16 protein-coding genes, 3 rRNA genes and 1 riboswitch are annotated in these 22,234 nt (G+C 41.7%); of the genes, 18 read left to right on the top strand and 1 reads right to left on the bottom strand.

What is annotated here, in order from left to right; genetic code table 11:
• The first annotated feature begins 49 nt into the window (after positions 1-49).
• The 4 genes from MHI40_RS15980 to rrf all read left to right on the top strand — a co-directional run bounded on the left by MHI40_RS15980 (position 50) and on the right by rrf (position 6,923).
• A complete protein-coding gene (locus MHI40_RS15980; RefSeq protein ID WP_340763498.1) occupies positions 50-1,381 on the top strand; it encodes an NCS2 family permease in 1,332 nt (443 codons plus the stop codon).
• Positions 1,382-1,941: 560 nt separating this feature from the next.
• Positions 1,942-3,495: ribosomal RNA gene (locus MHI40_RS15975) — 16S ribosomal RNA — on the top strand.
• 195 nt (positions 3,496-3,690) lie between these two features.
• Positions 3,691-6,619 (top strand): 23S ribosomal RNA (locus tag MHI40_RS15970).
• A gap of 188 nt (positions 6,620-6,807) precedes the next feature.
• Positions 6,808-6,923: ribosomal RNA gene (rrf, locus tag MHI40_RS15965) — 5S ribosomal RNA — on the top strand.
• The 16S, 23S and 5S rRNA genes sit together here, the layout of an rRNA operon.
• A gap of 626 nt (positions 6,924-7,549) precedes the next feature.
• Here rrf and MHI40_RS15960 read toward each other — a convergent pair.
• Positions 7,550-7,876, bottom strand: coding sequence for a transposase (locus tag MHI40_RS15960; protein WP_340763497.1), 327 nt, complete (start codon positions 7,874-7,876; stop codon positions 7,550-7,552).
• Between the two features lie 240 nt (positions 7,877-8,116).
• Between MHI40_RS15960 and MHI40_RS15955 the strand changes: the two genes are divergently transcribed.
• From MHI40_RS15955 to purD, 14 genes are all read left to right on the top strand, one after another.
• Entirely contained in the window at positions 8,117-8,659 is a 543-nt protein-coding gene (locus MHI40_RS15955; protein WP_093538032.1) for a DUF2179 domain-containing protein, read from the top strand.
• Positions 8,656-8,844 carry an NETI motif-containing protein gene (locus MHI40_RS15950; protein ID WP_093538033.1) on the top strand — a complete coding sequence of 63 codons (189 nt, stop codon included), beginning with the start codon at positions 8,656-8,658 and terminating at the stop codon, positions 8,842-8,844. Before MHI40_RS15955 ends, MHI40_RS15950 begins: the two co-directional genes overlap by 4 nt.
• A gap of 101 nt (positions 8,845-8,945) precedes the next feature.
• A riboswitch (purine riboswitch) is annotated at positions 8,946-9,045 on the top strand.
• Between the two features lie 218 nt (positions 9,046-9,263).
• Positions 9,264-9,752 carry a 5-(carboxyamino)imidazole ribonucleotide mutase gene (gene purE, locus MHI40_RS15945; protein WP_340763496.1) on the top strand — a complete coding sequence of 163 codons (489 nt, stop codon included), beginning with the start codon at positions 9,264-9,266 and terminating at the stop codon, positions 9,750-9,752.
• A complete protein-coding gene (purK, locus tag MHI40_RS15940; RefSeq protein ID WP_340763495.1) occupies positions 9,749-10,870 on the top strand; it encodes a 5-(carboxyamino)imidazole ribonucleotide synthase in 1,122 nt (373 codons plus the stop codon). Before purE ends, purK begins: the two co-directional genes overlap by 4 nt.
• Positions 10,871-10,886: 16 nt before the next feature.
• A complete protein-coding gene (purB, locus tag MHI40_RS15935; RefSeq protein WP_340763494.1) occupies positions 10,887-12,182 on the top strand; it encodes an adenylosuccinate lyase in 1,296 nt (431 codons plus the stop codon).
• Between the two features lie 28 nt (positions 12,183-12,210).
• Complete coding sequence (gene purC, locus MHI40_RS15930) at positions 12,211-12,927, top strand: phosphoribosylaminoimidazolesuccinocarboxamide synthase (RefSeq protein ID WP_340763493.1); 717 nt, start codon at positions 12,211-12,213, stop codon at positions 12,925-12,927.
• On the top strand, positions 12,924-13,178 hold the full coding sequence (purS, locus tag MHI40_RS15925; protein WP_340763492.1) for a phosphoribosylformylglycinamidine synthase subunit PurS: 255 nt from the start codon (positions 12,924-12,926) through the stop codon (positions 13,176-13,178). The genes purC and purS overlap by 4 nt, the downstream gene beginning before the upstream one ends.
• Positions 13,175-13,861 carry a phosphoribosylformylglycinamidine synthase subunit PurQ gene (purQ, locus tag MHI40_RS15920; protein ID WP_093538039.1) on the top strand — a complete coding sequence of 229 codons (687 nt, stop codon included), beginning with the start codon at positions 13,175-13,177 and terminating at the stop codon, positions 13,859-13,861. The genes purS and purQ overlap by 4 nt, the downstream gene beginning before the upstream one ends.
• Positions 13,845-16,076 (top strand): phosphoribosylformylglycinamidine synthase subunit PurL, encoded by a 2,232-nt coding sequence (purL, locus tag MHI40_RS15915; protein WP_340763491.1) that lies wholly within the window; start codon positions 13,845-13,847, stop codon positions 16,074-16,076. Before purQ ends, purL begins: the two co-directional genes overlap by 17 nt.
• Complete coding sequence (gene purF, locus MHI40_RS15910; RefSeq protein WP_340763490.1) at positions 16,052-17,473, top strand: amidophosphoribosyltransferase; 1,422 nt, start codon at positions 16,052-16,054, stop codon at positions 17,471-17,473. Before purL ends, purF begins: the two co-directional genes overlap by 25 nt.
• A 12-nt stretch (positions 17,474-17,485) precedes the next feature.
• Positions 17,486-18,541 (top strand): phosphoribosylformylglycinamidine cyclo-ligase, encoded by a 1,056-nt coding sequence (gene purM, locus MHI40_RS15905; RefSeq protein WP_340763489.1) that lies wholly within the window; start codon positions 17,486-17,488, stop codon positions 18,539-18,541.
• Entirely contained in the window at positions 18,541-19,113 is a 573-nt protein-coding gene (purN, locus tag MHI40_RS15900) for a phosphoribosylglycinamide formyltransferase (protein WP_340763488.1), read from the top strand. The genes purM and purN overlap by 1 nt, the downstream gene beginning before the upstream one ends.
• A 246-nt stretch (positions 19,114-19,359) precedes the next feature.
• Positions 19,360-20,895: a bifunctional phosphoribosylaminoimidazolecarboxamide formyltransferase/IMP cyclohydrolase gene (gene purH / locus MHI40_RS15895; protein ID WP_340764554.1), complete on the top strand. Its 1,536-nt coding sequence runs from the start codon at positions 19,360-19,362 to the stop codon at positions 20,893-20,895.
• 14 nt (positions 20,896-20,909) lie between these two features.
• Entirely contained in the window at positions 20,910-22,169 is a 1,260-nt protein-coding gene (purD, locus tag MHI40_RS15890) for a phosphoribosylamine--glycine ligase (RefSeq protein WP_340763487.1), read from the top strand.
• The last annotated feature ends 65 nt before the right edge of the window (positions 22,170-22,234 follow it).

Genomic DNA, 22,234 nt, shown 5'->3' with positions numbered 1-22,234 from the left:
ACTAGTCGTATGCTTTTTTCTGTTATACAGACAATAACTGGAGGAAATCATGAAAAAGTATTTTCAGTTTGAAGAATTAGGGACTAATTACCGCAGTGAAATTATTGGAGGGTTAACAACTTTCCTAGCTATGGCGTATATTCTTATAGTAAACCCGATGATCCTTTCTCTTGATGGGATAGAGGGATTACCAGATTCCATGCATATGGATAAAGGTGCTGTATTTACAGCTACTGCTCTTGCAGCAGGTCTTGGTTCTATATTAATGGGAGTACTGGCGAAATACCCAATTGCACTAGCACCAGGTATGGGATTAAATGCATTTTTTGCTTTTACAGTAGTACTAGATTTTGGAATCTCATGGCAAATTGCTTTAACTGGCGTTTTTGTAGCAGGAGTAATCTTTATACTTCTATCGTTAACTGGCATTCGTGAAACAATTATAAACGCAATTCCAACCGAACTAAAGTATGCAGTGGGTGCTGGAATTGGTTTGTTTATCACTTTTGTAGGTTTGCAAAACTCTAAGATTATCGTAAGTGATCCTTCTGTAATTGTTGGTCTAGGAGATTTAGCAGACCCTAACATTTTATTAACGATTTTTGGGCTTGTTATTACAGTGATTATGATGGTGAAAGGCGTTAAAGGTGGAATATTCTACGGAATGCTGATTACGGCAATCGTTGGTATGATTTTCAGTCTAGTGCCACTACCATCCGGAATCGTAAGTAGTATTCCAGATGTAAGCCCAACATTTGGAGCTGCACTTGATCCAATTTTTAATGATCCAACTTCTTTATTAACTACACAATTCTTAGTTGTAGTGCTTACTTTCTTATTTGTAAACTTCTTTGATACTGCTGGAACATTGATATCTGTTGCTAACCAAGCGGGATTAATGAAAGGCAATAAATTACCACGTGCTGGTAAAGCGTTACTAGCAGATGCAATAGCTACTACAGCTGGAGCAGTAGCGGGTACTTCCACTACTACTAGTTATGTAGAATCAACAGCTGGTGTTGCAGCTGGGGCGCGTTCAGGTTTCGCGGCAGTAGTAACGGGAGTGCTGATGTTATTAGCATTATTCTTCTATCCAATATTAAGTGTAGTTACTTCTTATGTAACGGCGCCGGCGTTAATAATAGTTGGGGTATTGATGGTTTCTGCTTTAGGAAATATAGAGTGGAAAAAATTCGAAGTTGCAGTGCCTGCGTTTTTCGTAATCATTGCAATGCCATTAACTTATTCTATTGCAACTGGTATCGCCATTGGATTTTTATTCTACCCAATTACAATGATCGTAGCAGGGCGTATTAAAGAAATCCATCCGATTATGTATGGTTTATGGGTTATATTCCTTTGTTACTTTATCTTCTTATAAAAATAGTAAAACAAAAGAGAAGCATTGTGCTTCTCTTTTTTGTTTCTTCTATATAGATGTACCTTTTGATAAATTCATCTAACTTTACTAAACTTTGAAAACTAAAGAGGGTATTATCTCTTTGTTCTATCTTATTTTAATTAGAATCTTAAATATTATAATTAGGAATCTAGATAGATTTGAGTTTAAAGGAAGTGTCGTTATTTTCATAGAAACCTAGCGTTTAGAAGGGTTCCTATTAACTCTATTTAATTGTTGCATTTATCAGAAAAAAATGTTATTATATTTTACACAACAACTTCACAAAAAGCTGTTGACGAAGGTAGCAAAAGGGTGTTAAGATACAAAGGTCGCTGAAACAAGACGACAACTTAAACAACATGAACATTGAAAACTGAACATGCAAAACGTTAAGAAACATAGCTTTCAACTAACTTGTTAGGATGATAGCAAAACAATTTTGGACATCATTTAATGATGATGCCAGCAAAACAAAATGAGCTTTTAAACTAGTTCTAATTTGTTCGCTTTCAATGTGCTCTGCATACTGGAAGTGAACTATTATGGAGAGTTTGATCCTGGCTCAGGACGAACGCTGGCGGCATGCCTAATACATGCAAGTCGAGCGAATGACGAAGAAGCTTGCTTCTTCTGATTTAGCGGCGGACGGGTGAGTAACACGTGGGCAACCTGCCCTGTAGATTGGGATAACTCCGGGAAACCGGGGCTAATACCGAATAATCCATTTCCTCACATGGGGAGATGTTAAAAGACGGTTTCGGCTGTCACTACAGGATGGGCCCGCGGCGCATTAGCTAGTTGGTGAGGTAACGGCTCACCAAGGCGACGATGCGTAGCCGACCTGAGAGGGTGATCGGCCACACTGGGACTGAGACACGGCCCAGACTCCTACGGGAGGCAGCAGTAGGGAATCTTCCACAATGGACGAAAGTCTGATGGAGCAATGCCGCGTGAGTGAAGAAGGTTTTCGGATCGTAAAACTCTGTTGTGAGGGAAGAACAAGTATGAGAGTAACTGCTCGTACCTTGACGGTACCTCATTAGAAAGCCACGGCTAACTACGTGCCAGCAGCCGCGGTAATACGTAGGTGGCAAGCGTTGTCCGGAATTATTGGGCGTAAAGCGCGCGCAGGCGGTCCTTTAAGTCTGATGTGAAATCCCACGGCTCAACCGTGGAAGGTCATTGGAAACTGGGGGACTTGAGTACAGAAGAGGAAAGCGGAATTCCAAGTGTAGCGGTGAAATGCGTAGAGATTTGGAGGAACACCAGTGGCGAAGGCGGCTTTCTGGTCTGTAACTGACGCTGAGGCGCGAAAGCGTGGGGAGCAAACAGGATTAGATACCCTGGTAGTCCACGCCGTAAACGATGAGTGCTAAGTGTTAGGGGGTTTCCGCCCCTTAGTGCTGCAGCTAACGCATTAAGCACTCCGCCTGGGGAGTACGGTCGCAAGACTGAAACTCAAAGGAATTGACGGGGGCCCGCACAAGCGGTGGAGCATGTGGTTTAATTCGAAGCAACGCGAAGAACCTTACCAGGTCTTGACATCCCGCTGACCGGCCTAGAGATAGGCTTTTCCCTTCGGGGACAGCGGTGACAGGTGGTGCATGGTTGTCGTCAGCTCGTGTCGTGAGATGTTGGGTTAAGTCCCGCAACGAGCGCAACCCTTGATCTTAGTTGCCAGCATTTAGTTGGGCACTCTAAGGTGACTGCCGGTGATAAACCGGAGGAAGGTGGGGATGACGTCAAATCATCATGCCCCTTATGACCTGGGCTACACACGTGCTACAATGGACGGTACAGAGGGTCGCAACCCCGCGAGGGTGAGCAAATCCCATAAAACCGTTCTCAGTTCGGATTGTAGGCTGCAACTCGCCTACATGAAGCCGGAATCGCTAGTAATCGTGGATCAGCATGCCACGGTGAATACGTTCCCGGGCCTTGTACACACCGCCCGTCACACCACGAGAGTTTGTAACACCCGAAGTCGGTGGGGTAACCCTTACGGGAGCCAGCCGCCGAAGGTGGGACAGATGATTGGGGTGAAGTCGTAACAAGGTAGCCGTATCGGAAGGTGCGGCTGGATCACCTCCTTTCTAAGGATAATATCGGAATACGAATTTTTATTCGTATCTTAACGTTTTGCAGTTCAGTTTTGAATGTTCATTTTATATGAAGATTCAACTCTTGTTCTTTGAAAACTGGATAAAACGACATTGAAACAATAAACAACAAGAAATTCTGTTGTGATTATTTACGTAATCACGACGTGTAAGACTTTTTAACTTTTAGGTTAAGTTAATAAGGGCGCACGGTGAATGCCTTGGCACTAGGAGTCGACGAAGGACGGCACTAACACCGATATGCTTCGGGGAGCTGTAAGTGAGCTTTGATCCGGAGATTTCCGAATGGGGAAACCCACTGTTCGTAATGGAGCAGTACATTTGCGTGAATACATAGCGCATCTGAGACACACCCAGGGAACTGAAACATCTAAGTACCTGGAGGAAGAGAAAGAAAATTCGATTCCCTGAGTAGCGGCGAGCGAAACGGGAATAGCCCAAACCAAAAGGCTTGCCTTTTGGGGTTGTAGGACACTCTACATAGAGTTACAAAGGAATGAGTTAGACGAAGCGATCTGGAAAGGTCCGCAGGATAGGGTAAAAGCCCCGTAGTCTAAAATTCATTCTCTCTTGAGTGTATCCTGAGTACGGCGGAACACGTGAAATTCCGTCGGAATCTGGGAGGACCATCTCCCAAGGCTAAATACTACCTAGTGACCGATAGTGAACCAGTACCGTGAGGGAAAGGTGAAAAGCACCCCGGAAGGGGAGTGAAATAGATCCTGAAACCGTGTGCCTACAAGTAGTTAGAGCCCGTTAATGGGTGATAGCGTGCCTTTTGTAGAATGAACCGGCGAGTTACGATCCCATGCAAGGTTAAGTCGAGAAGACGGAGCCGCAGCGAAAGCGAGTCTGAATAGGGCGAATGAGTATGTGGTCGTAGACCCGAAACCAGGTGATCTACCCATGTCCAGGATGAAGGTAAGGTAACACTTACTGGAGGTCCGAACCCACGCACGTTGAAAAGTGCGGGGATGAGGTGTGGGTAGCGGAGAAATTCCAATCGAACCTGGAGATAGCTGGTTCTCTCCGAAATAGCTTTAGGGCTAGCCTCAAACGTTAGAATCTTGGAGGTAGAGCACTGTTTGGACTAGGGGCCCATCCCGGGTTACCGAATTCAGACAAACTCCGAATGCCAATGATTTATGTTTGGGAGTCAGACTGCGAGTGATAAGATCCGTAGTCAAGAGGGAAACAGCCCAGACCACCAGCTAAGGTCCCAAAGTATTTGTTAAGTGGAAAAGGATGTGGCGTTGCTTAGACAACCAGGATGTTGGCTTAGAAGCAGCCATCATTTAAAGAGTGCGTAATAGCTCACTGGTCGAGTGACGCTGCGCCGAAAATGTATCGGGGCTAAACAAATCACCGAAGCTGTGGATTGATACCTTTGGTATCAGTGGTAGGAGAGCGTTCTAAGGGCGTTGAAGTCAGACCGGAAGGACTGGTGGAGCGCTTAGAAGTGAGAATGCCGGTATGAGTAGCGAAAGACGGGTGAGAATCCCGTCCACCGTATGACTAAGGTTTCCTGAGGAAGGCTCGTCCGCTCAGGGTTAGTCGGGACCTAAGCCGAGGCCGATAGGCGTAGGCGATGGATAACAGGTTGATATTCCTGTACCACCAAACCACCGTTTGAGTAATGGGGGGACGCAGAAGGATAGGGTAAGCATGCTGTTGGTTATGCATGTCCAAGCAGTAAGGTGTGAATGTAGGCAAATCCGCATTCTTTAACATTGAGCTGTGATGGCGAGGACGTATGTCTAGAGTTCCTGATTTCACACTGCCAAGAAAAGCCTCTAGCGAGGTGAAAGGTGCCCGTACCGCAAACCGACACAGGTAGTCGAGGAGAGAATCCTAAGGTGAGCGAGAGAACTCTCGTTAAGGAACTCGGCAAAATGACCCCGTAACTTCGGGAGAAGGGGTGCTCTTTTGGGTTCATAGCCTAGAAGAGCCGCAGTGAATAGGCCCAGGCGACTGTTTAGCAAAAACACAGGTCTATGCAAAACCGTAAGGTGAAGTATATGGGCTGACGCCTGCCCGGTGCTGGAAGGTTAAGAGGAGTGCTTAGCGCAAGCGAAGGTGCGAATTGAAGCCCCAGTAAACGGCGGCCGTAACTATAACGGTCCTAAGGTAGCGAAATTCCTTGTCGGGTAAGTTCCGACCCGCACGAAAGGCGTAACGATCTGGGCACTGTCTCAACGAGAGACTCGGTGAAATTATAGTACCTGTGAAGATGCAGGTTACCCGCGACAGGACGGAAAGACCCCGTGGAGCTTTACTATAGCTTGATATTGAATTTTGGTGCAACTTGTACAGGATAGGCAGGAGCCTTAGAGCCCGGAGCGCCAGCTTCGGAGGAGGCGTCGGTGGGATACTGCCCTGGTTGTATTGAAATTCTAACCCATACCCGTAACCCGGGTAGGAGACAGTGTCAGGCGGGTAGTTTGACTGGGGCGGTCGCCTCCTAAAGTGTAACGGAGGCGCCCAAAGGTTCCCTCAGAATGGTTGGAAATCATTCGAAGAGTGTAAAGGCAGAAGGGAGCTTGACTGCGAGACCTACAAGTCGAGCAGGGTCGAAAGACGGGCTTAGTGATCCGGTGGTTCCGCATGGAAGGGCCATCGCTCAACGGATAAAAGCTACCCCGGGGATAACAGGCTTATCTCCCCCAAGAGTCCACATCGACGGGGAGGTTTGGCACCTCGATGTCGGCTCATCGCATCCTGGGGCTGTAGTCGGTCCCAAGGGTTGGGCTGTTCGCCCATTAAAGCGGTACGCGAGCTGGGTTCAGAACGTCGTGAGACAGTTCGGTCCCTATCCGTCGTGGGCGTAGGAAATTTGAGAGGAGCTGTCCTTAGTACGAGAGGACCGGGATGGACACACCGCTGGTGTACCAGTTGTTCTGCCAAGAGCATCGCTGGGTAGCTATGTGTGGACGGGATAAGTGCTGAAAGCATCTAAGCACGAAGCCCCCCTCAAGATGAGATTTCCCATTACGCAAGTAAGTAAGATCCCTCAAAGACGATGAGGTAGATAGGTTCGGGGTGGAAGCGTGGCGACACGTGCAGCTGACGAATACTAATCGATCGAGGACTTAACCAAATTTGTTTAACGTAACAATGTCGTTTATCCAGTTTTGAGTGAACAAGCACTCTAGTTTACATGAGGGTTTCAAGATACAAGCAGTGCTAGGAAACAAGTGAGAGAAGGAAGGAACGTACTAACGTACGTGACTGACAGATCGAATGAAGTTGACAACGCAATGCGCCGTATATTGGAAGCCGAAAGAGTCTAGTGATGATGGCGAAGAGGTCACACCCGTTCCCATACCGAACACGGAAGTTAAGCTCTTCAGCGCCGATGGTAGTTGGGGGTCTCCCCCTGTGAGAGTAGGACGTCGCTGGGCACCAAAAAAAGTCGTTACCGAGTTATATCGGTAACGACTTTTTTGTGGATATAGATATTTTTCACCCGCTTATCCAAAGGGTAAAGTTCACTATTTGCAACTAGGAACAAGGAAGTTTGATATCCTTTTCTTTAACAGCCACAATTAAGAAAGGCTTAGGTACTCGTTACCTACAATACCTGGCGAGGCTATTTTTGGTGCTCTTTTTTGTGGTGATTTTTTACTATTCCAACTAAACAGCTCAAACTTCCAACTATGCCCCTTTAGCAAAAAAGAGAAACCCCACTGTGATTTCTCTCATTTTTATACTATTACTGCATTTTTCACGGTAAAGTAAGCGTAAAAAAGAGGGCCAAAGAGCTCGAGAATGTAAGGAGAGATGCTCAGAGGTATATTATACCGGAGAATCAAAAGAGAGCCCTAACGATAGAAATCTAGACATGTTATGCCATCATAAGTTTTAGCCACGGCCGGTTAAACTCTTGCACAGGTCTTTGTGGGAGTATGACATCACTAGACGCCATATAAAAAGTCAGCACTAAGTTTAATTCAATAGAAGTAAGAAAATTAATTTTATACTTTATGAAATTCACTCCCTACTTTCATAAATGAAGCATATGAAAACTTCAAAGATTCTTCAGCTTTCTGGGATATGAAAGTTTTTTTAAGTGAATATAAATGGGAAGCTTTTTAAGTAACTCCATTTTTTGTTGCTCATTATACTTTTTTTCAATTTCCTTGAGACGACTTATTTCTTCTTGAGAGTATGGGGAGAGCGCATTTTTCCCATCTTCTTTATATTTTCTAATCCACGTTGTAACTGAATTGACACTTACGTGCAATTCATCTGCTACATCTTTACGTCCTCTTCCGTTTTTTAGAACTTCTTGTACTGCATACATTTTTTGTTCTTGTGTTGTTTGTGTATATCTTTTTCTAAATTGTCCATGCATTGACTGATCCCCCTAGAAATTGGTGATATTCTCTAACAGTATTTATGAACTAAAACAATTTCAAATCCAGACTTCACCCAATTAGTGTATTGTACTATCTTTTGTATAATTTGTCATCAGAATATTATAAATTTGAAGTTTATAATAAAAGGAATACAATTTCATCTAAAAGCTTGAATTCCTTGAAATTGCGACACTATATGCGATAATGAAGAACAACATATGTTAGGAGTTGATGAAATGGATGTATCTCCAATTTTAATGATAATCATTATTTTTTCTATTAATATTGTTTATGTTACTTTCTTTACTTTGCGAATGATTCTTACATTAAAAGGATACCGTTATATCGCCGCACTTATAAGTATGGTAGAAACGGTAATTTATATAGTGGGACTAGGTCTAGTATTAGATAACTTAAATGAAATCCAAAACTTGGTTGCTTATGCAGTTGGGTATGGTACTGGAGTTGTTATTGGAACGAAAATTGAAGAAAAAATGGCACTTGGGTATATTATGGTAAATGCAATCTCTACAGATACTAAACTAAACTTACCTTTAATATTGAGAGATGAAGGATATGGAGTTACAGATTGGCATGCGAATGGTAGACAAGGTGAGAGACAAGCTCTTCAAATACTAACACCAAGGAAATATGAGTTAAAACTGTATACTAGACTGAAAGATCTTGATCCGGGTATTTTCATAATCGCCTATGAACCCAAGTCAATTCACGGCGGATTTTGGGTGAAATCTATAAAGAAGGGAAAACTATTTAAATGAAGAAAGAAACAAAATGGTTTGAAGTGGAAGAGAATGAAACTATTTCAGAGTGTATAGACAGAATGACTGAAGATGGTTATCAAATTGCTGGACGGAGAGAAGAGCCAATTTTTGCAGAGGTTGAAGGTGGTCCCCCTGTTCCAGTAAGACAATTAATTATGTTAAAAGGAATTAAAGAAACATAATTGTTGTAATTACTCCTAAAACCGAACAATAAAGTTATCTGAAAATTAATCGTTCGTATTTAAGCGTTGACGTTCTTCGTATAAGTTGTTAAAATATGAATAGAAATAGACGATTATATCCCCATATATGCTAAAGGATTGGCTTTAGCGTCTCTACCAAGTCACCGTAATGACTGGACTATGAGGGAAAGCGACTTATGGATAATGCAAAAGGGTGTGTTTGTTTATGTTTTCCCTGACACAAACTGGGCAATTATGTTCCCTAAGTAAACTGCTTTTCTTTCATAGAGAGAGTAGTTTATTTGGGGAATTTTTTATGCTTACAACATATAAGCCTTAGGTTAATCTATTATGCTCGATATAATCTTCAGAGTTTTAGTTTCGATGCCGAGGTGAATCTGACAGAAGGGACGATAACAATGAATACAAAAATTGGTGTGATTATGGGTAGCTCAAGCGATTGGGAGACGATGAAATATAGCTGCGAAATTCTTGAGGAACTGCAAATACCGTTTGAAAAACGCGTAGTATCGGCACATCGTACTCCAGATTTAATGTTTGAATATGCAGAGGAAGCGAGATCACGTGGAATACAGGTGATTATTGCAGGAGCTGGAGGTGCAGCGCATTTACCAGGTATGGTTGCGGCTAAGACAACACTTCCGGTAATCGGGGTGCCCGTTCAATCTAAAGCACTAAACGGATTAGATTCATTATTATCGATTGTTCAAATGCCTGGTGGAGTACCGGTGGCAACTGTTGCAATAGGTAAAGCAGGAGCTACAAATGCTGGATTGCTTGCCGCTCAAATCCTTTCTATCTCAGATGGTGAGTTAGCAGAACGTCTTGAAAAGCGAAGAGAAGATACGAGAAACAAAGTTCTTGAAAGTAATGGTGAACTTCAATGACAAAAGTAATCTATCCAGGACAGACGATAGGAATTATTGGTGGAGGCCAACTTGGTCGTATGATGGCACTAGCTGCTAGAGAAGCGGGATTTAAGGTAGCGGTTTTAGACCCTACGATGGATTCTCCTTGCGGGCAGGTTTCCGATATACAAATTGTTGCCCCGTATGATGATGAAACGGCGTTAGAGGAGTTAGCAGAAGTAAGTGATGTTATAACTTATGAGTTTGAAAATATTGATTATACAGGGTTGAAGAGACTATCAGAAATTGCGTATGTTCCCCAAGGAGCGGAACTGGTGAGAATTACGCAGGATCGTATTCTAGAAAAAATAGAAATTCAGTCGGCTGGTGTAGCTATTGCGAAATTTGTCGAAGCTAGCACGTATGAAGAGTTAGAGCAAAGAATTGATAGAGTGGGCTTCCCTTGTGTAGTTAAGACCTCTCGCGGAGGATATGATGGCAAAGGGCAGCAAATAATTCAAACAAAAGAGCAATTATCCTTTGCCAAATCTTTGTTTGCTCACTCCGCCTGTATCGCTGAATCCTTTGTTCCCTTTACAAAAGAGATATCCGTCATTGTACAGCGTAATGGAAGTGGAGAAACGTATTGTTTGCCGATTGGTGAAAATATTCATGTAAATCATATATTGCATGAAACGATTGTGCCAGCAAGAATCGATGAAACACTTACTATAAAAGCAATAGAGGCCGCTGAGAAAATTGCCAACCATTTAAACTTAATTGGTACGCTTGCGGTTGAAATGTTTGTTTTAGAGAACAATGAAATCATAATAAATGAATTGGCACCAAGACCACATAATTCTGGCCACTACTCAATTGAAACATGTAATATTTCTCAGTTTCATCAACATGTAAGAGCTATCTGCGGATGGTCACTTAGAAAGCCAAAACTTTGGACATCAACAGTTATGGTGAATATATTAGGTCAGCATGTAATACCTGTTACAAACAATCTTTCTAAGTATCCTAACTGGTCGGTTCATTTATACGGCAAAAGCGAAGCGAAAGAGAATAGAAAGATGGGACATGTCACCATCCTATCGACTAATATTGAAGAAACTTTAAACGAAATAGTACAATCTAAAATTTGGTTATAAATTAGGAGGAAGTTAAATGATAGAACGCTACACACGCCCAGAAATGGGAGCAATATGGACAGAACAAAATAAATACAATGCATGGTTAGAGGTAGAAATCCTAGCTTGTGAGGCTTGGGCAGAGATTGGAGATATTCCAAAAGAAGATACAGTTCTCCTTCGTAAAAATGCCTCTTTCGATGTAGAACGTATATTAGAAATCGAAAAAGAAACAAGACATGACGTAGTGGCGTTCACTCGCGCCGTATCAGAAACTTTAGGAGAAGAGCGTAAATGGGTTCATTACGGTCTAACTTCAACAGATGTAGTAGATACAGCTCTTTCTTATATCATTAAGCAAGCAAATGTTGTTTTGCGAAAAGATATTGAAAACTTCATCGAAATCTTAGAAAACAAAGCAAGAGAACATAAATACACAGTAATGATGGGGCGTACACATGGTGTTCATGCAGAGCCAACTACTTTTGGTTTAAAGTTAGCACTTTGGACAGAAGAAATGAAACGTAACCTAGAGCGCTTTGAGGCTGCTGCAAAAGTAATTGAAACCGGTAAAATGTCAGGTGCTGTTGGAACGTATGCGAATATTGATCCATTTGTTGAACAATATGTATGTGAAAAGTTAGGTTTAGCTGCATCACCAATTTCTACACAAACACTACAACGTGACCGTCATGCACAATACTTAAGTGTTATCGCATTAGTTGCTACTTCTATCGAAAAATTTGCTACAGAAATTCGCGGTCTACAAAAATCAGAAACTCGCGAAGTAGAGGAGTTCTTCTCTAAAGGTCAAAAAGGATCTTCTGCAATGCCACATAAACGGAATCCTATCGGTTCTGAGAACATGGTTGGGCTATCAAGACTTATCCGAGGATATATGATGACAGCATATGAAAATGTTGCATTATGGCATGAAAGAGATATCTCTCATTCATCTGCAGAACGTGTAATTTTACCAGATGCAACAATTGCCTTGAACTATATGCTAAACCGCTTTGGTAATATCGTGAAAAACTTAACAGTATTCCCAGAGAACATGAAACGTAATATGGATTCCACTTTAGGATTAATCTACTCCCAACGTGTATTACTAGCATTAATAGATAAAGGGTTAGCTCGTGAAACAGCATATGATACTGTTCAACCACTTGCAATGCAAGCATGGGAGTCTCAAACTGCATTCCGCACTTTTGTAGATGCAGATGAACAAGTTACTTCTCTATTATCAAAAGAAGAGCTAGATGATTGCTTTGACTATAACTATCACATTCAACATGTAGATATGATTTTTGAACGTTTAGGACTTAACTAAGCTTTAAATTGATTAGGGGGAATTGAAAGTGGAAAAGGGTCGCCTACTATACGAAGGTAAAGCAAAACAATTATTTGAAACAGATGATGAAAATATATTGTTTGTGTCATATAAGGACAGTGCTACAGCATTTAACGGTGAGAAAAAAGAAGATATTGATGGAAAAGGCATTTTAAACAATAAAATCACAACGATCCTTTTTGAACAGTTAAAAAGTAAAGGAATTGAATCCCACTTTGTAGAGCAAATCTCAGACAATGAGCAGCTTGTTCGCAAAGTGGATATCATTCCACTTGAAGTAGTAGTCCGTAATATCGCAGCTGGAAGTCTATCAAAGAGATTAGGAATTAAAGAGGGGACACCTTTAAAGCATACCATCGTGGAATTTTACTACAAAGACGATGAACTAGGAGATCCACTACTCACAAATGCTCATATAGAATTACTTGCACTTGCTACACCGGAGGAAATAGATACCCTTCAAACTAAAGCACTGGAAATCAATCAAGTGCTTCAGCCCATTTTCAAAGAAATAGGTGTTACCCTAATCGATTTTAAATTGGAGTTTGGAAAAACGGCAAATGGAGAAATCTTACTTGCTGATGAAATTTCTCCCGACACTTGTAGATTGTGGGATGACAAAACAAATAACAAACTAGACAAAGATGTGTTTAGACGTAATTTAGGAAGCTTAACAGAAGTTTATGAAATAATACTTTCCCGCCTAGGAGGATTATCAAAATGAAAAAAGTTAAAGTGTATGTAACGTTACGTGAAAGTGTTTTAGATCCACAAGGTTCTGCAGTGATGGGAGCTCTTCATTCAATGGAATACAGCGAAGTAAAGGATGTTCGTATTGGGAAGTTTTTAGAACTTCAGATTGAAGAGGGAACTCGTGATATAGATACAGTAGTAAAGGAAATGTGTGAAAAGCTTCTAGCAAATACAGTGATTGAAGACTATCGTTTTGAAGTTGAGGAGGCTGTAAGCAAATGAAGTTTGCAGTAATCGTATTTCCTGGATCGAACTGTGATTTAGATATGTATCATGCGATCAAAGATGAACTTGGAGAAGAAGTAGAGTACGTTTGGCATGATGCAAAGGATTTGAGCGAATTTGATGGTATTTTATTGCCAGGAGGGTTCTCCTATGGGGATTACTTACGCTGTGGCGCTATGGCCAACCAATCGAATGTAATGTCTGAAGTGGTGAAGGCAGCTGAGGCAGGTAAACCAATTCTAGGTATTTGTAACGGGTTCCAAGTATTAACGGAAGCTGGGTTGTTACCTGGAGCACTTCTGCGTAACAAAAACTTAAAATTCATGTGCCGTACCGTAGAGTTAAAAGTAGTAAATAACGCTACACAGTTTACAACTGGCTATGAAAAAGACGAAATAATCCAAATTCCAATTGCCCATGGCGAAGGAAATTATTATTGTGACGATGAAACACTTACTAGATTAAAAGAGAATAACCAAATTGTTTTTAAATACGCTTCTGAAGGACCTAATGGAAGCATTGAGGACATAGCAGGTATTGTAAATGAAAAAGGGAATGTCCTTGGTATGATGCCACATCCAGAGCGTGCAGTACATGATCTTATAGGTGGCTCAGATGGACTAGCGTTATTCAAATCAATAGTGAAACAGTGGAGGGAAACTCATGTCAGTCATGCTTGAACCAAATCCAATGCAAATTAAAGAACAAAAGATATATGCTCAAATGGGAATGTCTGATTCAGAATTTGAAATGGTGGAGAAAATTCTTGGTCGTTTACCGAATTATACAGAAACCGGATTATTTTCAGTTATGTGGTCAGAACATTGTTCGTATAAAAACTCTAAACCGGTATTAAGTAAGTTTCCTACAAAAGGGAAGCATGTTTTACAAGGACCAGGTGAAGGTGCTGGGATTGTTGATATTGGCGATGGTCAAGCAGTTGTATTTAAAATGGAGTCCCACAACCATCCATCTGCAATTGAACCCTATCAAGGAGCTGCAACAGGCGTAGGCGGTATTATCCGTGATGTTTTCTCGATGGGAGCTCGTCCAATTGCATTGCTGAACTCACTTCGATTTGGAGAACTGAAGACTCCACGTGTGAAATATTTATTTGAAGAAGTAGTAGCTGGTATTGCAGGTTATGGTAACTGTATCGGAATTCCAACAGTTGGCGGAGAGATTCAATTTGACGACTGTTACGAAGGAAATCCACTGGTTAACGCAATGTGTGTAGGACTGATCAATCATGAGGATATTCAAAAAGGAATTGCAGCAGGTGAAGGTAACACAGTCATGTATGCTGGAGCTAAAACTGGACGTGACGGCATTCACGGAGCAACATTCGCATCGGAAGAATTAACTGAAGCTTCTGAAGAAAAGCGCCCTGCAGTTCAAGTTGGAGATCCTTTTATGGAGAAACTTCTATTAGAAGCTTGTTTAGAAGTGATTAAGTCAGATGCGTTAATTGGTATTCAAGATATGGGAGCAGCAGGGTTAACTTCATCATCTGCGGAGATGGCTTCAAAAGCTGGCTTCGGTATAGAGATGAATTTAGACTTTGTACCCCAGCGTGAAACGGGGATGACAGCATACGAAATGATGCTTTCAGAATCACAAGAACGCATGTTAATCGTTGTAAAAAAAGGTCGTGAAGAGGAGATTGTTAAAATCTTTGAAAAGTACGACTTAGATTGTGTAGCGGTTGGTAAAGTGACAGGCGATAAAATGCTTCGTTTAATTCACAACGGAGATGTAGTAGCGGATGTACCTGCAGATGCACTTGCAGAAGAAGCACCAGTTTACTATAAACCATCTACGGTACCTGCATACTATACAGAATTTCAAGCAATGGAAAATGTAGAGCCTGTAATTTCGGACTACAAAGAGACTTTACTAAATCTACTTCAACAACCAACAATTGCTTCTAAAGAATGGGTTTATGATCAGTACGACTATCAAGTACGCACAAGTACAGTAGTAACCCCTGGTTCAGATGCTGCAGTAGTTCGAGTTCGTGGGACGAATAAAGGACTTGCTATGACAACGGATTGTAATTCTCGTTATATCTATCTTGACCCAGTAACTGGTGGGAAGATTGCAGTAGCTGAAGCAGCTCGTAATGTCGTTTGTTCAGGTGCAACGCCACTTGCTATTACAGACTGTTTGAACTTTGGTAACCCAGAAAACCCAGAAATATTCTGGCAAATTGAGAAATCTGCAGACGGTATTTCAGAGGCTTGTATTGCATTAGAATCACCTGTTATTGGTGGGAACGTTTCGTTATATAACGAACGTAGTGGAACTGCTGTTTACCCTACACCAACAATTGGGATGGTCGGACTTGTAGATGATCTTGCACATGTAACAACCCAATCAGTGAAACAAGCTGGAGATGTTGTATATGTAATCGGGGAAACTAAAACAGAGTTTGGTGGATCAGAACTACAAAAGTTAGTGGAAAAACGTATTTTTGGGCTAGCTCCATCTATCGACCTTGAAGTAGAAGTGACTCGTCAAAAAGCTCTTTTAACAGCGATTAAATCTGGTGTTGTACAATCCGCGCATGATATCTCTGAAGGTGGTTTTGCAGTAGCTTTAGCTGAAAAAGCTTTCGGTGCTAATGGTCTTGGAGTTGAAGTAACTATTACTGGATCAGCTACAAGTGCATTATTTAGTGAATCTCAATCACGCTTTATCGTCACGGTAAAAGCTGAACATGCTAGTAAATTTGAAGAAATCGTAGCAGATGCAACACAGATTGGTAGAGTAACTGAGTCAAATAATTTAGTAATCTCACATGAAGATGGAACTACTTGGATTAGCGGTTCTGTTGATGAATTCCGTTCCGCTTGGAAAGGAGCAATACCATGCTTACTGAACTCAGAGGCTTAAACGAAGAATGTGGTGTTTTCGGTATTTGGGGTCATCCAAATCCGGCAGCCATGAGTTATTACGGATTACATGCACTTCAGCATAGAGGGCAAGAAGGTGCTGGAATTATTGTGACAGATGGTACTAGGCTACGCGCAGTAAAAGGCGAAGGTTTAGTAAACGATGTATTTAATAATGGCAAGTTAGAGAAATTGGAAGGTCATGCTGCAGTAGGGCATGTGCGTTATGCTACTTCCGGCGGCTCAGGAATTGAAAATGTCCAACCTTTGTTGTTCAACTCAACTACTGGTGGCCTTGCGATTGCTCATAATGGGAATATTGTAAATGCTACACGTTTAAAACGTAATTTAGAACAGCAAGGTAGTATTTTCCAAACGACTTCGGATACGGAGGTACTTGCCCATTTGTTGAAGAAGAGTAATCTTGCTTCTTTCGAGGATCGTGCCAAACAAGCTTTACGTTTATTGGACGGAGCTTTCGCCGTTGTCATTATGACGGAACACGCGATGTATGTAGCGCAGGACCCACAGGGCATGCGTCCTCTTTCTTTAGGAATGTTAGATGGTGCCTATGTAGTAGCTTCTGAGACAAGTGCCTTCGATTTGATAGGTGCGGAGCTAGTTCGCTCGATTGACCCAGGGGAGTTATTAATAATAAATGATGAAGGTTGCCGTTCAGAGCGTTATGTAGAGAAAAAAGACCGTGCTATTTGTACGATGGAATATGTCTACTTCTCTCGTCCAGATTCAGATATTGATGGTATTAATATTCATATGGCTAGAAAACGTCTTGGTAAGCAACTTGCGAAAGAATTGACAATTGATGCAGATGTTGTAACAGGCGTACCTGACTCCAGTATTTCTGCTGCTATTGGTTTTTCAGAAGCAACAGGTATTCCTTATGAGTTAGGTCTTATAAAGAATCGTTATGTGGGTAGAACGTTTATCCAACCTTCACAGGACTTACGGGAGCGTGGGGTGAAGATGAAACTTTCACCAGTACGTCAGGTTGTAAAAGGAAAACGAGTAGTCATGGTAGATGATTCAATTGTTCGTGGGACAACTTCACGTCGTATTGTGAAAATGCTGAAGGATGCTGGAGCTACAGAGGTTCATGTCGTTATAAGTTCTCCACCATTAAAAAATCCATGTTTTTATGGGATTGATATAAGCTCAGATTCAGAGCTTATTGCTGCTAATAATACAATTGATGAAATGCGTGAACTGATTGGAGCAGACTCGTTAACATTCTTATCGGTTGAAGGAATGGTAGAGGCAATTGGCAGATCAGATGTGGAAAAAAATTGTGGGCATTGTTTAGCATGTTTCACTGGAGAATATCCAACTAGTATCTATGCGGATACGAAATTACCACATGAAAAAGAGCTTGTTCGATAGGGAGGATTTTACATGTCAAAAGCATATGAAAAAGCAGGCGTGAACATTGAAGCTGGGTATGAAGCCGTGCAAAGAATGAAATCACATGTCGAGCGCACAGCTAGAAAAGGTATCATGGGTACTTTCGGTGGTTTCGGTGGAATGTTTGATTTGTCTTCATTGAATTATAAGGAACCTGTTTTGATATCTGGAACAGATGGTGTTGGAACAAAGCTAAAGCTTGCGTTTATGACAGATTCACACGATACAATCGGCGTAGACTGTGTAGCAATGTGTGTGAATGATATCGTTGCACAAGGTGCGGAGCCTCTATTTTTCTTAGATTACGTAGCAGTAGGTAAAGCAGTTCCTGAACGAATTGAACAAATCGTTAAAGGTGTGGCTGACGGCTGTGTACAGTCTGGAGCAGCATTAATCGGGGGAGAGACAGCCGAAATGCCTGGTCTTTATGAGGAAGATGAATATGATCTTGCTGGTTTTGCGGTTGGAGCATGCGAAAAATCAAAAATCGTTACAGGGGAGAATATTACAGAAGGTGATGTACTAGTAGGTATCGCTTCTAGCGGTGTTCACTCAAACGGATATTCACTAGTACGTAAAATTGTTTTTGAAGAGCAAGGCTATTCTCCAAAGGATGTTGTAGAAGGATATGAAGCGTTAGGCGAAATTGGTAAAGCCCTTTTAACACCAACGAAAATCTATGCTAAGCCAGTAATGGAAATGCATAACGAGCTTTCTATCCACGGGATGGCACATGTGACGGGTGGAGGTTTTTATGAAAATCTACCGCGTATGATGCCTGAAGGGTTAGCTGTGGAAGTTGAACTTGGTTCATGGGAAGTGCTTTCTGTATTTGATTTGTTAAAAGAAAAAGGTAAGTTAGAAGACCGTGATTTATACAATGTGTTTAATATGGGGATAGGCTTTGTACTTGCACTATCAACTGAAGAGGCGCAAAAAGCAATTGCAATTGCGGAAGCCCACGGAGAAAAAGCATATACGATTGGCCGTGTAGTGAAAGGTGAAGGTGTTATTTTCAACGGAGCACATGACGGGAGTTTAGTGTAATGACCGGAATGACAAAATTTGCTGTATTTGCATCAGGGAGAGGTACGAACTTTCAAGCTATCAACGATGCAGTGCAGGAAGGAAAACTTCCTGGTGAAGCTGTTCTAGTAGTGACAGATAAGCCAGGAGCTTTAATAGTGGAGCGTGCCGAGAAAGCGGGTATTGAAGTACTTGCTATTAAGCCTGCCGGTTTTCCTTCCAAAGCAGTGTATGAGCAACTGATTTTAGAAAAACTACGAGAGTTAGATGTAGAGTGGATTGTGCTCGCTGGATATATGCGACTGATCGGAGATGTATTGTTAGCAGCATTTCCCAATCGAATTATCAACATCCATCCTTCGCTATTACCTGCCTTTCCTGGGAAAGACGCTATCGGACAGGCAATGGATCACGGCGTGAAGGTGACTGGCGTAACGGTTCACTATGTGGACGCAGGAATGGATACTGGAACAATCATAGCTCAGCAAGCAGTAAAAGTAGTAGAAGGCAATAGAGCACAAACCGAAGAGCGTATTCATGCAGTAGAACATGCTTTGTATCCGAAGGCATTGCAGCAACTGTTTAGTCGGTAGTTTTGTGAGTTTACCCACGCTTAAAAGAATGTTACTCGCGCTCACTATAGTTTTACTCGCGAAACTTTAACAAATACCCGCGCTCCAGAGTTGTTTACCCGCGATGTAACGAGGTTTACTCGTGGAACGGGAAATATATCCAAATAATTTAGTGTAGCTGCGGATGCGATGAAGCTCAAATTCGAAGTATCAAAATTGATAATAATAGGAACACAACTAGAACTACCAATTTAAGGAGGAATTATGGTGTCAAAACGTGCGTTAATTAGTCTTTCAGATAAATCAGGAATTCTCGAGTTTGCAAAAGAGTTGGAACTACTTGGCTATGAAATTTTATCAACTGGTGGAACCAAAGCATTTTTAGAACAAAATGGTGTGGCAATTACATCAGTAGACCAAGTGACAAACTTTCCAGAAATTTTGGATGGTCGAGTAAAAACATTGAACCCAATGATACATGGGGCTTTATTGGCAAAGCATGACGACGCTTCTCATCAAGCACAATTAGAAGAGCATCAAATAACTCCTATTCAAGTAGTCTGTGTTAATTTATATCCTTTCCGTGAAACAATTTCTAAGCAAGATGTGACGTTTGAAGATGCTATCGAAAATATTGATATCGGTGGTCCATCAATGCTTCGCTCTGCAGCGAAAAATCATCAGTATGTAACAGTTGTAACGGATGCATCTGACTATGAGGAAGTACTTGCTCAGTTAAAAGAAACTGGTGAGACGACACTAGAAACGCGTCGTAAACTGGCTGCAAAAGTATTTCGCCACACCGCTGCTTATGATGCGTTGATTGCTGGCTATATGACTGACTTAATTGGAGAAGAATTCCCAGAACTATTAACACTTACATATGAACGTAAGCAATCATTACGCTACGGTGAAAATCCGCATCAACAAGCAGCGTTTTACAAACGACCACTTGGTTCTGATTTTTCTGTAGCTTCTGCTACTCAATTACATGGGAAAGAACTATCCTATAATAATATCCAAGATGCCAATGCTGCGATTCAAATAGTAAAAGAATTTAAGCTTCCAGCTGCAGTAGCGGTAAAACATATGAACCCATGTGGAGTTGGTACCGGCGAAACAATCTCGGATGCATTCAATAAAGCCTATGAAGCGGATTCAACATCTATTTTCGGAGGTATCGTTGCCTTAAACCGTGAAGTAGACGCAGCAACCGCTAAAGTATTGGCTGGCATTTTCTTAGAAATTGTTATTGCTCCTTCATTCTCCGATGATGCAATTGCAATGTTAACGGCGAAGAAGAACATTCGCTTGCTCACAATTTCTTACGAACAAACGAAAAAAGATGCATGGAATACTGTATCTGTAGAAGGTGGATTATTAGTGCAGTCTCCTGACACGTTCGGATTAAAAGAGGCAGATGTGAAGGTCGTTACAGACCGAGAGCCGACCGCGGAAGAATGGAAAGCATTAGAGCTTGGTTGGAGCGTAGTGAAACATGTAAAATCTAATGCAATTGTAGTAGCTACAGAAGATATGACTATTGGTGTCGGCGCAGGACAGATGAACCGCGTAGGCTCAGCTAAAATTGCTTTAGAGCAAGCTGGAGAACGAGCAAAAGGAGCAGGTCTTGCCTCAGATGCATTCTTCCCAATGAATGATACGGTGGAAGTGGCAGCTAAAGCAGGAATTACAGCTATTATTCAAACAGGTGGATCAGTGAAAGACCAAGATTCAATCGACAAAGCAAATGAGTATGGGATTGCGATGGTATTCACTGGCGTACGTCATTTCAAACACTAAGGAGGAATTACTAGATGAATATTCTTGTAATTGGTAGTGGGGGGCGTGAGCATGCAATCGCCCAACAATTCATAGATTCACCTTCAGTTGAAAATGTATTTGTAGCTCCAGGTAATGACGGTATGTCAGGTGGTATTCAGATTGTGTCTATTGATGCGTTGGCCTTTGAAGAGCTAGCAACCTTCGCAAAGGAGAACAAAGTCGACTTAACATTCGTTGGACCGGAGCAACCACTGGCAGCGGGTATTGTAGATTATTTTGAAGCAGAAGGTTTACGTATATTTGGCCCAACAAAAGCTGCGGCCCAAATTGAGGGTAGTAAGGCATTTGCAAAAGAAATTATGGATAAATATAATATTCCAACTGCTGCATATGAAACTTTTACAGAAGTAGATAAAGCAAAGGAATATATTGAGAAGTTAGGTGCTCCCATCGTTGTGAAAGCAGATGGGCTTGCTGCAGGAAAAGGTGTAGTTGTTGCTATGACTGTGGATGAAGCGAACAAAGCGGTGGAAGACATGATCGGCAACCAATTATACGGAGAATCCTCATCACGTGTGGTCATTGAGGAGTATTTGGACGGGGAAGAATTCTCCTTTATGTCATTTGTACATAAAGGCCAAATTCATCCAATGGTTATCGCACAGGATCACAAGCGAGCTTATGATGGAGATAAAGGGCCTAACACGGGAGGAATGGGTGCTTATTCCCCAGTTCCGCAAATCTCCTCGGACATAGTTGATATAGCTTATGAAACTGTAGTAGTTCCTACCGTTAAAGCGATGACAGCGGAAGGAATTCCATTTTCAGGTATTCTATATGCTGGTCTTATTTTAACAAGCGAAGGACCAAAAGTGATCGAGTTCAATGCCCGTTTTGGAGACCCAGAGACACAAGTGGTATTACCCCGAATGACAAGTGATTTTGGAGAGTTTATGATAGCTTTGATGAATGAAAATCCGTTTGAACTATCATGGTCGGACGAGGGGATGCTTGGAGTTGTAATTGCATCAGAGGGTTACCCTACTGACGTGAAAAAAGGAGCCAAACTGCCAAATCTAGGGACATTAACAGACACTGGATTATTCGTTTTTCATGCTGGTACAAAAGCAGATGATAAAGATTTTATCGCTAATGGCGGACGTGTCATACTTGTAGCAGCAAGGGAGGCTTCTATAAAGAAAGCGCAACAAAAAGTTTATTCAAGTCTCACTAAGTTAGAATGGGATGGTCTCTTCTATCGAAAAGATATTGGTTGGCGTACATTTCAATAATTGCTGAACAGGCAAAGAAAAACCTGATGTTTTTCTTTGCCTGTTTTTCTATATTCGTTTTAGGT

It is taken from the genome of Psychrobacillus sp. FSL H8-0510 (assembly GCF_038008345.1).
In the GTDB taxonomy this organism is placed as follows: domain Bacteria; phylum Bacillota; class Bacilli; order Bacillales_A; family Planococcaceae; genus Psychrobacillus; species Psychrobacillus psychrotolerans.
The sequence above is the reverse complement of the archived record's forward strand: the minus strand, read 5'-3'. Positions and strand labels throughout refer to the sequence as shown.